10 protein-coding genes are annotated in these 12,241 nt (G+C 41.0%); 7 read left to right on the top strand and 3 right to left on the bottom strand.

Annotated features, from left to right (window positions below; translation table 11 throughout):
• The first annotated feature begins 302 nt into the window (after positions 1 to 302).
• A complete protein-coding gene (locus B9G53_RS03565) occupies positions 303 to 1,082 on the top strand; it encodes an HAD family hydrolase (protein WP_094529202.1) in 780 nt (259 codons plus the stop codon).
• A gap of 497 nt (positions 1,083 to 1,579) precedes the next feature.
• Positions 1,580 to 4,786 carry a hypothetical protein gene (locus B9G53_RS03570; protein ID WP_141211695.1) on the top strand — a complete coding sequence of 1,069 codons (3,207 nt, stop codon included), beginning with the start codon at positions 1,580 to 1,582 and terminating at the stop codon, positions 4,784 to 4,786.
• A 158-nt stretch (positions 4,787 to 4,944) separates the two neighbouring features.
• Here the strand turns inward: B9G53_RS03570 and B9G53_RS03575 are convergent, their stop codons facing one another.
• The gene (locus B9G53_RS03575) at positions 4,945 to 6,816 is read right to left on the bottom strand and encodes an SWIM zinc finger domain-containing protein (protein WP_094529208.1); all 1,872 of its coding nucleotides are present in this window, start codon (positions 6,814 to 6,816) and stop codon (positions 4,945 to 4,947) included.
• 183 nt (positions 6,817 to 6,999) lie between these two features.
• On the opposite strand from B9G53_RS03575, the gene B9G53_RS03580 reads away from it, so the two are divergent.
• The 3 genes from B9G53_RS03580 to B9G53_RS03590 are packed head-to-tail and all read left to right on the top strand — an operon-like array spanning position 7,000 to position 9,028.
• Positions 7,000 to 7,761 (top strand): ParA family protein, encoded by a 762-nt coding sequence (locus B9G53_RS03580; protein ID WP_094529212.1) that lies wholly within the window; start codon positions 7,000 to 7,002, stop codon positions 7,759 to 7,761.
• Positions 7,758 to 8,690, top strand: coding sequence for a ParB/RepB/Spo0J family partition protein (locus B9G53_RS03585; RefSeq protein ID WP_094529214.1), 933 nt, complete (start codon positions 7,758 to 7,760; stop codon positions 8,688 to 8,690). The genes B9G53_RS03580 and B9G53_RS03585 overlap by 4 nt, the downstream gene beginning before the upstream one ends.
• A 14-nt stretch (positions 8,691 to 8,704) precedes the next feature.
• Positions 8,705 to 9,028 carry a cupin domain-containing protein gene (locus B9G53_RS03590; protein WP_094529217.1) on the top strand — a complete coding sequence of 108 codons (324 nt, stop codon included), beginning with the start codon at positions 8,705 to 8,707 and terminating at the stop codon, positions 9,026 to 9,028.
• Here the strand turns inward: B9G53_RS03590 and B9G53_RS03595 are convergent.
• Entirely contained in the window at positions 9,025 to 9,687 is a 663-nt protein-coding gene (locus tag B9G53_RS03595) for a hypothetical protein (protein ID WP_094529221.1), read from the bottom strand. The two genes, B9G53_RS03590 and B9G53_RS03595, sit on opposite strands and share 4 nt — an antisense overlap.
• Before the next feature lie 14 nt (positions 9,688 to 9,701).
• The gene (locus B9G53_RS03600) at positions 9,702 to 10,193 is read right to left on the bottom strand and encodes a hypothetical protein (protein WP_094529224.1); all 492 of its coding nucleotides are present in this window, start codon (positions 10,191 to 10,193) and stop codon (positions 9,702 to 9,704) included.
• Between the two features lie 116 nt (positions 10,194 to 10,309).
• Between B9G53_RS03600 and B9G53_RS03605 the strand changes: the two genes are divergently transcribed.
• Together B9G53_RS03605 and B9G53_RS03610 are read left to right on the top strand one after the other, a co-directional pair.
• Positions 10,310 to 10,621, top strand: coding sequence for a fertility inhibition FinO-like protein (locus B9G53_RS03605; protein ID WP_094529227.1), 312 nt, complete (start codon positions 10,310 to 10,312; stop codon positions 10,619 to 10,621).
• Between the two features lie 19 nt (positions 10,622 to 10,640).
• A partial coding sequence (locus tag B9G53_RS03610; protein ID WP_141211696.1) for a DEAD/DEAH box helicase occupies positions 10,641 to 12,241 on the top strand: 1,601 nt, incomplete at its 3' end.

The following is a 12,241-nucleotide window of genomic DNA, read 5'->3' on the forward strand; positions in this document are numbered from 1 at the left end:
AGTCAATTTCTCTCAAAAATACAATTACGAAAAACACTGGATTTTATCTTTTCATTAATTCACTGATCTTATAGCGGGAAGGGAGTAAGTGCTTAGGATTGAATACAACGGGTTGGGAAAATCGATAATCTAGAGATTACATTCTATCAATTTCTCTGGATTGATGATTGAGAATATTGTTTGTACAAATTCTAGAATTGTCAATACTCCGTTGATGGTAGTTTTGTCTTCACCAGCGAATCGCTAGATTTTCCAATAGTCTCACGTTGGCTGTATTCTGGTTTTAGTTTCATTTCTTCTTTATGTCTCTGCTCAATCTCAATCAAGCTGATTTGTCCGACATTCGTTTAATTGCTTCTGATGTTGATGGCACTCTTACCCTCAATGGAAAATTTTCTTCCGATTTCATCTCGACTCTTCTCGATTTACAATCAGCAGGAATCAAAGTCCTATTAGTGACTGGTCGCTCGGCGGGTTGGGGCAGTGCTTTGATGAATTATTTACCTGTTGATGGGGCGATCGCTGAAAATGGTGGTTTATTTTTGCACCCCAATGGTCAACAAGATTTACTCTCTTCTATTCCCAATATATCTAGACATCGCATTCTGCTAGAAAATGCTTTCCATTACATTAAGCAAAAATTTCCTCATCTTCAGACTTCCACTGATAATCAATTCCGTATTACCGATTGGACTTTTGATGTCAATGATTTATCAACTGATGATATTCAAGCCATCTCTTCGCAATGTCAACAAATGGGTTGGAGTTTCACGTATAGCAATGTCCAATGTCATATCAAACCACCGCACCAAGATAAAGCAACTGGCTTAGATGCTGTACTCAAAAATCATTTTCCTGAACTCAATTCACAGCAAGTCCTAACCATTGGCGACAGTCCTAATGATGAAGCGATGTTTGATCCAGCCAAATTTTCTATCTCGGTCGGTGTAGCAAATATTCGCCACTATCAAAACAAGATGCTGCATTTACCCAAATACATTACTCATGCTTCTGAGTTTGCTGGCTTCCTAGAGCTAGTCACGCTATTGCTCAAAAATAGTGTCGCAGATGACAGTATGTGAGTGAGACAAGCCTATTCAGACTGATATCTATGAAATTTTGATCTTTTTTTGATCTTTTATAGATCAGATCTAGAGCGATCGCTGTATGCTTAAATTGCAGTTTTTTATCTACAGGAGATTACTTAGTTAGTTTTCCCCTTCAAACACAAAAAAGCCAGTGGGTCCAATCACTAGCTTTCTTGTAAACCCGAAGGTTTTTAAATTTAATATCCAGGAATGGACAGATGTTGCTTTGAGASGGCAATTTTGTTCAGCGCTTTCTTATATCTTAACKCAAGATATAAGTTTAGCAACAGTTTTTGCTGCAAATTTTTAATAATTTTGCAAAAAGCAATTATTGATTATAGAACTGAATTCAAAAAGTCTGTTTATTTCCTGACTGAAATCGCTACAAACCTTACAATCAGGACAATTTAGATGTTTTTAAAGTCACAAGACTTGTTGGAGGAGATCTATCTAAAGATCGTCCTTGACAAGCTCATTGGAGGTCAAAAATAATGATCTCCCTAAATAACCAGTATTCTTCCCGAAAGTTTTCACCAACTAAGTCCCATAACCCCTGCCCGATCTGCGATGACATCACAGGTAAATGTCGAACTGCTTCGGAAAATCAAGATTTTGTTCTGTGTATGACCCATCCTAGTGATGCAGATCTCGCAGATTGGAAATATCTGGGTGAAACCAATGGCAGTTATTTTGCAGGCAAGTATGTAAGAAAGCGCCCCGAATCTGAGTCAGATCGCCAAGAGCGTCGTGATAGAAATCTAAAACTGCGGATGGCTCAACAAAAAGCAAAAAGGGGCAATCTCGCTAAGTTGCCTGATACTGCCCAACGCGATCGCCTTTATCAAAATTACTTACAAAAACTTGATTTAGATAGTTTAGATAGAGCTGATTTAGTCAGTCGTGGCTTGTCTGATGCTGAAATCAAGAGTTTAGGCGCTAAATCAACTAATTCTGGCTATATTCTGCCAATTAAGAATCCTAATGGCAAAATCCTCGGTTTTCAAATCCGTTTACGCGATGCTGCATCAGGACGCTATCGCTGGCATAAGCCTTTTGGGATATCGGCTCAACAACAAAATGGTGAGTTACCTTTAGCTTTTCATGGTGATATTCAGGTTGATTGTCAACGTGTAGTTTTAGTTGAGGGTACTGGTGTTAAGCCCTATCTTGCTGCTAAATTGCGTGCTTGTGTAGCGATCGGTGCTTCGGGCGGTCAGTTTGTAGCTAGTAAAGAAACTTTACAAAGTTATTTTGATGCGATTGGGGCTAATCCTGAGTTAACAAGGTTGGAATATGCAATTGATGCGGGGGATATTGCTAATCCGTCCGTGATGCGTCGCCACGAGAAAAATCTGGATTTCTTGACTGAGCTAGATTTTGCGATTGATGTTCTCTGGTGGGGTCAGGTTGCCAAAACCGATGATGATATTGATGAATTATCTGGTGATGCAGCGATTCAGCTTTTGACGGTTGAGCAGTTTTTCCAGATTGCGAATTACCAGCCCAAGCCAAAGTTTTCTCCGTTCCAATGGTTGAAAGATAAGCTTTTTCCGAAGAAACTTGTTAAGGGTTTTACGAATAAGTCTGACAAACCAAGGCGATCGCCTCAATCCACCTTACCTAAATTTATATATGAGGCTGGGGCTAGGCTGGAAACTTGGCGCGATTCATTATTAACTCATAAGCATGTCCTCGATGCTTCGGCAACTGGTACGGGCAAAAGTTACGATGCGGGGCAGTTGCGTCCTGAGTTATTTGATGGTGTTGAACGGATGATCTATATATCTAATGATTCGCGCAATGTCACCACAGCAACTTTGCAGGATTGGGAGATTTTGCCTGCGCGTCACAACGGATTAACTAATAAATCTGGTAAGTTACGCCGTGCTAAACATGGTGAAACTCTTCATGCTCAGTCAAACTGCTCTCGTACTGGAGCGATTTCGGCTCTGCGTGATAAAGGAGTTGCTGATACTAAGGTCATTTGTGAGACTTGCCCTTTACTGAATGCTTGTCGTAGCAATTCAGGTGATGGATTTGGCTTTAGACATCAAAGGGCGATCGCTTTTAATTCTAAGATTTTGCGATCGCATCCCATGAGTTTACCAAGTCCTAATGAGTTTGATTATTCCAAAACTTTGCTGATCTGGGAGGAGGTTTCGGAAAGTTTGACAACGATGCGTCAGATTTCCGTTAGTCGTGAGGATGTGGATCAGGCGATCGCCGTTATTTCTCGTTCTAGTCTTGACTATAAGCAGCTAATTATTGATGTGCTGAATAAGTTGCATAGATTGTTGGGTGATAAGTCCTATCATGGTCTGGATTTTCATGGGATTAAGTCGGCGATTCCTGAAATTATTGATACGGCTTTGCTGGCGGAGTTGCTGAAACCAGATCTATCAATTCTCGATACGGTTGATGGCATTGCTGATTCTGAGTTTGAAAATGCTAAGGGTAAGGATAAGCGAGAGTTAGCTAAGTTTCATGCTTTGCTGAAACGAGAAACTACTTTCCATACTGATGAAATTAGGCAAAAGATTGACCATGAGGTTTTAAAGCAATGGCTGGTGGAGTTTTTAGATATTCTCTCTGGTGCTATTACCCACGGTGATTTACACATTCAATATGAAAAGTTAACGGTTTCTTTGGGTGACTCTCGCTTGCGGGAGATCGCTCACAAGTCGGCAGCCAATCTTTATCTGGATGCCACGATTGATGTCACGGATCTGCAAATGCGTCTCGATGCTTCTGTCCATACAATTAAGCAATCAGGTGAATTGGTCATGCCGCAGATTTTTCAGGTGCATAATCTGGGGCGTTTAGGGATGCAGCGTCGTGAGGAGAAGACAGCTAAAGTTCAAGCGATTATTGCTCATCTTACTAATCTTGATCCAACCACTAGGGTGATTGATTTTAAAAAGTTTGCTAATTCTGATGCTCATGGCTTTTGGTTTCGTGATTCTCGTGGTTCTAATGATTTTAAAAATGCCAAAACCTTTGTGATTGTGGGGACTCCTTGCGCCAATATTGCGATGCTGCGTGCTGATTATGTGGCGATGACAGGGTTACATCCAACTAATAAAGATGCTGATTTTGCGGCGTTTGTTGATCGCCATATTTTGGCTACGGTTATGCAGTGTTTTGGCAGGAAAGCAGGCGATCGCTTTCAGGATGGGGACAAGATTTATTTTTTGTCGGATTTTGATTTGGGTGATATGCCTCATACACTCATCAAGTCTGGTGATATCACTGCGGAGGCAATGTCTAATTTGGAGCTTTTGCAACTTAAGGTAAATCAGATAATTAATTCTGTAACTGATGGTGGGTTTGATTTGCTGAATGCTTCAGAACGCCAGTTATGTCAGTATTTCGGGATTAAGCGCGGGATACTGCGTTACCATTTTGATTGGATCAAACTGTTATTAGATTCTCTATATAACCAATTGATCCATAGTTTTAATGAAAGTCTAGTTTCTCTTACTGATTCTCAGGATCTTGAAATTATTGATCTTTGGGTTGGTGCTACTGAGTTGTTTTTGACCGAAGAGATACCAATTAAGGAGACTTTGGCTGGAATATTTGAGTTTTTCACGGAACATATTCCACTCTATTTACATAGTCATGTTCTGGCAAGACTTTCAACTGATTCTCGTCATAAGTTATTCTCGACTTTGGTTGTTTTAGCGATTAATGAGTAATGGCATTGGTCAGCTAATCGGGGATAAGTCTGAAACGTCCACTTTGTGACAATAACAAAGGCGCAAATACGTCGATCTCGCTTTAACTGTCCAGTGCCCTTTGCCTAGTTGTTTTGCTGATACATTCTATTTATATATAGCTTAATCTATGCGATCGTTTAAATTCCCTTGCGCTTAACTAATTCCATGAGCTTACGTTTACGCGCATTTACTTCAACTAATTGATTTCTATAGGTGAGCCATTCCTTTTCCTGTTTTAAACCTCGATATCCATTGCGTACTTGTTCTAGCCACTCGATCGCCTGTTCGTAATCATCGGATTTGCCTCGAGTAATAATATCCTCAGCTAGAGACTTCGCTTTTGTGATGACCCATTGCGGATTAGAACTAATCACTGCTTTCATGACCCGCAATCTATCGTAAGTTCGGCAATAGCTAGTATTAGCGATCGCGATCGCCTTATTAAATAGTTCTTCTTCTAAAAAGATATCGACTTTTGCTTCTGCTGTAGCAAAGGAATCGAGTTGCAATAAATATTTCAGTAAAACATCTTTGGTTGAGTTCCATTTATTCTTAGTCAAATCGCGAATTTGATGATAATCCGCAAGAGAAGGGGTTAGTTTAAAGGCAATGATTTTAGCATTGAGCAGAGTCCCTGATTCTCCTAAACGCTCTGCTAATTGAGCTGTCCAATCTGCAAGTTCTTTTGAGCGATGACGTTTAGCATCGGTCTCTTGTAATTGCAATCCCTTATTGGCAATATATAAAGCCTGTTTCTCAAAACCATGCTCTAGCAATTTCTGAGCTATTTCAAAAGCATCATTTTCATCCTGTACATTTTCCGCAGATGCGATCGCTTCATTATGTCGGTCTAACTTGAGCAACATAATTACATAGTCTGTAAAGAAGTCTGCATCTTTAGCAAGATTGAGGTATGCATCAAAACGCTCTTGGGATTGCAAAATTTTGAGTCGAATTCTTCCTAATTGACGTAAATTTTTTTCGTGAACATATGCATTGGCTCCCTTTTGAATAGTTGTCCTTTTCCTTTGGGATTGAGTTGAGATTTGTACGGCTGGATGATTAATAATTTCAGGCTTTTCTTTACCTTGCAGGACTGCTTGTAAATAGGGATCGTCCCAACCTTGTATCAAGGCGGCGAGGCTAAAGTCAAGTTCAGCACAGAGAACATCTTGTGTACCTTCAATTTCTGTAACCCACTTTTGCCGATCCTTGACAGAAAAATCTGTCCAGAGAATCGCCTCAGCCATTTCCAAATCGAGATGATAAACTAAGTCAGAAACATCACCCAAATAGTTCTCTATTTCTTCTGTATAGTTACATAGCTCTTCCGCGATCGCATACAACATCACAAAAGCACGAAAACTATCGCCAGCCTCTAGAAATACTTTGGCTTTTTCGATCTCTTCATAAATGATGTCCGTGAAAGGATCATCTTCATCGTAATAACTATGTTCATAATTGCGTAAAGAACTTTGTAATGAATAGGATAGTTGCCGACGAAAAGGCGATCTGTCAATTTCGGGATGTTGAGTTTCTGTTTTACTAGTTTTTTTATTCGTCTTACTAGCTTTAGATTTACTCTCTTTAATATTGGTTAAAAGTTGGATCTGAATATCAATGAGATCGACTAAATCAGGTGATTTAGCAGTAAGGTTATGCAAAAGATTACGGGTTTGTTCTAGATCTAGCTTTTCTAACATTTCGACTAAACTAGGACGCTCTTCAATTTGAGGTCGCTCCATACCTACTAATAGAACTGCAACAATATGCTTACACCAACCACCAAAATCGTAAGGGCATGAACACTTTGCTGTTTGAATGCCGCGATCGCTAAAGCCAATGCTCACTCGATAGTAAGTACTCCCTGCCACTGAAGCCTGCAAAATTTGATCTCGCAAGAATAAATCACGCACTGCTTGCGATCGCGCATATTCTTTACCACGCTCAAAAGATTTATCACTTGCATTTTGGCGAATCAATGATTCACTAATCTTTAGTACAGGCATATTTTAAAGCGTTTTCACATTGCTATGATTTTAACATTCGCTATGTTTTATCTTCATCTTTTTGTATGACGAGAGGTAATTTCAGATCTGGTCAAAACGTTTTGACCAGATCTGAAATTACCTCTCGCTAAAATTACCATAACCCATTATGCTTCTGATAAGAAACGACATAAACTGCTATCCATGACTCATGTAATTGCATTTTTTAATCAATCAGGTGGTGTTGGTAAAACAACAGTCACTCAAAATATTGGGTATCAACTCTCTACAAAAGGGCATCGTGTCTTGCTCCTCGATATGGACCCCCAAGCCTCGTTGACAACATTTATGGGGCTAGATGTAGCCCAATTAGATAAGACAATCTATGATGCTCTTGTATCTGAGACCGATGAACCGATTGCTATTTTGCATGACTTACATAATATGGATCTATCCCCATCAAGTATTATCTTGGCTAATGCGGAGCAAGAGCTAGTCCTAGCCGATCAGCGAGAATTAAGGCTAAAATTACCCCTCTCTCAAGTGATAGATAACTATGACTTTGTATTGATTGATTGTCCTCCCAGTCTTGGTATCTTAAGTCAAATTAGTTTAGTTGCCGCCACAGAAATTATTGTCCCGATCCAAACCCAGTTCAAAGCACTGATGGGAACAGATTTTTTACTAAGTACAGTCAAAAAAGTGCAACGACGGCTTAACAAAGACTTGAAAATTGCAGGTTTTATCCCTACTATGTTCTCTTCTGCAAATGCCCTTGATCAACGTACTCTTGAAACGATTGTTGAGCAGTTATCGCCAATCGCCCAAGTATTTTCTCCAATTCCTCGCGCTACTGCCCTAGCTGAAGCCTCAGAATATGGCAAGCCACTAGCAACATCACCGAAGAAAAATTCGGCAATTATAGAGATTTTTGATGAGATTACTACTGCCCTAGAAAAACTATGAAACCTCAGCCTAATCCAGAACGACTCAAACTGAGAAATGTTGCCCTATTTAATGAAAATGACTCACCCGAAAATTCTACCACTCCCAATACGATCCCCATCTCCAAGATCGTATTACCTAACCAACAGCCACGCCGCTATTTTGATCCTGAAAAAATGATCACGATGGTCGAGTCTGTCCGACAACATGGCATTCTTGAACCTATCCTCCTGCGATCGACTGATAACGATACCTATGAATTGGTGGCTGGTGAACGTCGATATCGTGCTGCTAAAGAGGTTGGGCTAGATGTAATTCCCGCAGTTGTACGTCAAATGACACCAGATGAGGCATTACAAATTGCTCTTGTTGAGAATCTTCAGCGTGAAGATATCAACCCCGTTGAAGAGACTGAAGCGATTTTGCAACTGTTAGTTTTCAAGTTAAATCTGTCAGTCGATGAAGTCTCGGCACAACTATATCGAATGCGTCATATTGCTCGTGGTGAAATTGGTCAAAACGTTTTGACCAGTCCTGAATATGATGAGGCAATTGTCTCTATGTTTAGCTCATTAGGCTTTAAATGGGAGTCGTTTATTACATCTCGCTTGCCATTATTAAAACTGCCTTCAGAAATTCTAGATGTTTTGCGGCAGGGCAGAATTGAATATACCAAGGCTCAAGCGATCGCTAAAGTCAAAGATGCGATCGCCCGCCAAGAGTTGCTAGATCGAGCGATCGATCAAGGATTATCTCTAGTTCAGATTCGCGAACTAATTGCTGCATTGCCTCAACCACAGTCAGCTAAGCAAGATCAAAACAAATTAAAAATTCAAGTGGATACAACATTACGCGCTTTGAAAAAATCCAATGTTTGGAGTGATCCTAAAAAACAAAAACGTCTAGAAAAATTAATGCAGGAAATTGAATCTTTAATTTCTGGCACATAATCGAGGGAAATTCCATGCCGAACATATATAAACTTCCTCAAGAAGTCTCTCAGCTAGAAAAATTTGAGCAAATTGTTTCTGGTAAAAATATCCAGATTGAGCGCATTGTTTCCACAGGAGAAACCACCCCATCAGGACAATGGTATGACCAAGAACTTGATGAATGGGTAATCTTGCTTCAAGGTGAAGCTGAACTTTCCTATACAGACTATACGAGAATAAAAATAAAAGCGGGAGATTATTTGCTCATTCCCGCGCATACAAAGCATCGTGTTGAATATACCAGTATTGAGCCAGCCTGTATTTGGCTCGCTGTGCATGGGCAACTTTCAGCTTAGCTAATCCAAATCTTGTTAGAGTCATAAAAGCTTCCTCGTTGCTCAAGTTTGAAATCACCTAAAAGTAATCCCATCCAAATTTCTACGATGGGTAAAGGCAAAGCAGATTGTAAATCTATCAAGCGTATAGGAGAAAAGTTGTTTTCAATGTATTGCGCGATCGCCTCAATCCAACTCGATATATCCTCAGCATGAGCAGTAATAATCGCTCGTTCAAACTCCTCTTCAAAACTAAGCAAACTTTCCTGCTCTAAAGCTTGAATCAAAACCTCCTTATCAATTGCGCCAACGATCGAATTACCATGTTTAGTCTGTTCAGGAATCTTCCTAGGTAAACTTTGCAAAGGCTCAATAAACTGATCAAAATCCACAACCATAGACTGGCGCACATAACGATCAAAGGCATCATCAGCCATGATCGGCTCACCATTAGCAGCACGAGAATGTAACTCCTCAAATAAAAAGCTAGAGCGATCGCAAAACAAGTCCGCAATCAGACCAACCGCCTCTCCTGCTATTCGTAACTGCGATCGCGTATCAAGATCAATCAAAGTCAAATCTAAAAGCTTAAACACCATTGGCAAATTCGCATCTTCAGGAGTCTGTCTCGCAGTCGAAAGGACATCCCATAAATCCAACTCAAGCTGTTTAACTTTCATTGTCACACCGAAAATTAATTTGAATGACAAGGGCAAGGACGCAAAGGACAAAGCCAAGGATCGAGACGTTCTTGGCTAGCAAATTTCTTAATCCCATAATTTGACTCTAGCAAAACCAATACCTTCTGGACATAAGTATGCACTTGTGTCGCCACCATTCCCGCACAATGAATCGGTGAAACCGCCGCAAACTTTTCCTGCCCTTTCCAGACTTGAACAGCGATCGCATGAATCGGCGTATCCGTTCCCGACTGTCGATAAACCACTAACACCGCCCAATATACTGAGGCGAATTCATCAGTATTAACAACTAAATTTCCATCGGAATCACCACGTTGACGAGAGCGAATCAAATTACGGCGATCGCGATGACGGGCATAGGAACGGCGACTATAGCAAACCGCAGGATTCCARCAGCGATCGCCATCATTGCCATGAAGTTCTTGAGCCTGAGACGCAGAGAGCATCGCACACTTTTTACACTTTTCGGGGATACCTTTAGTCATGTTTGGGGGAAAATAATTTAAATAGAACTGATTAAAGCTTTCCGTTAGATGTGAGGATGAAGTTTAGGTATCGTATGCTAGAACAGCAAATAATTCATTAGGTATACAATACAAATATGRCAGTACAAGGAAAACTGGAATTAACCATCAAAATCAATGAACTTCCTGCTGATGTGACCGTTGATAAGAACGGTTGGAAGTCCTTTGACTTGGATTGTGACGGTCAAATCTTTAGCGTTACAGTGAAGCCCAAGGTATTTAAGAAATTAGAAGATGCACAGGCTAATTATCCACAGTGGGTAGCGGCGATCGCAGGCAAGATGGGTGAGTCTACTGAGACAGGATTTGTATTGCTTGAGCCAAATATTCAAGTATTTGAGAAAAAGCCTAAAGAAGCCAAACCTGCTGAAGTAGCAAGCCCCAGCTAATAATGCTACAGGAAAATATATGCCTAACCCATCGGATCGTCCTATTGACTACGCAGCGATCGCCCGTTCAGTAATGAAACCATCGGGACAAAAGCCTGCGTGGTTAGTCGAAGGTCAGGCTATATATGCTCCTAGCCACGCTCAAGGAATTGGTGAAATCACAGCTATTTTAGGCGATCGCCTCATAGCCAAATTTCCCAACTATTCAGTACCTGTAATCATCACAAATTGGCAAGAAGCTATCAATCGTCAAGAAATATTGCCAGCTAACAGTCAGGAAATAACAGCAGAAAATACCCGTGAACGGGAAATCTATGATGTAAGTGAAGAAGACATCGCCACGATTCCGCATCCAGAATTTAGAGAGATTGCACTCAACTTTCAAGCGTCTCTTGCGGCAATTCGCGTAACGGAAAGTACAGAAGGAGATGCTCATAGATTTCCTGTGGATATGCCTAGTGTTTTGCAAGAAGCATTGAGGGAACAAGGATATACTCATCTATGGTCACACCAAATACAGTCGCTAGAAGCGATGAGAAACGGTAAAGATGTGCTACTCGCAACACCAACAGCAAGTGGGAAAACCCTGTCATTTTTACCAGCAATCCTAGAAACTTGCATTCAAGAGCCGCAAGCGACAGCACTACTAATTTTTCCTTTAAAAGCGCTAGCAATCGATCAACTGTCAAAACTTGAAGCGATCGCCAAGCCTATGGGATTACATACGGGAATGATGACAGGAGATATGCCGAAGGCAGAACGGCTAAAACTGTTTACGCCTCAAGCACCACAGATATTGTGTATTAGTCCCGATTTACTCCACCATCAACTTAATCGCATTCGCTACCGTCATGAATGGCAGACATGGCGAAATTTCTTAACCAGATTGCGTTATGTCGTAGTTGATGAATCCCATACATATCGGGGTAGCTTTGGTGGACATTTTGCTAATCTGATGCGCCGATTGCGATTAGCAGTTGATCGACTTGAAGGTGATAGCGATCGTCTCCAGTATGTCCTAGCTACAGCGACGATTGGTAACCCGATTGAATTAACAGAGCGAATCACGGAAAGAAGCGATCGACTTGTATATATCAATCGCAGTGGCGCAAGGGCGGCAGGGCGGACAATTCTTTGTTTAAATCCTACGGCTCGAACTAACACTGAAGCCAGTCGATTGATTTTAGAGTGGCTGGAAAGAGGACTAAGCGGCATTGTTTTTTGCAATACTCGCGCAGGGGCAAAGTCATTGCTAGCTCTGATGAATGCAGAATTAGAACGACAGAATCGAGGACATCTAAAAGCATCGCTGGCTCTGTTTTATGGTTCACTACGCAGCGATCGCCGCAACCAGATTATCGAAGCAGTCAAACAAAATAAAGTACGGGTAATATTTGCCACGTCTGCGTTAGAAGCAGGGATTGACCTACCAGAATTAGATTGTTGCTTAATCAAAGGCTACCCAGGATCATTGATGAGTTTTTATCAACGGATTGGCAGAGCAGGAAGGCAGCAGCATGGGCTAGTTGTGTTTCTACCATCCTTGGGAGATCCGCTTGATTATTACTACGGGAGCAATCCTCAGATGCTTCTCGATGGAGAAGTTGAACGCGCCCTTTG

Origin of the sequence: Pseudanabaena sp. SR411 (assembly GCF_002251945.1) — a bacterium.
GTDB lineage: Bacteria > Cyanobacteriota > Cyanobacteriia > Pseudanabaenales > Pseudanabaenaceae > Pseudanabaena.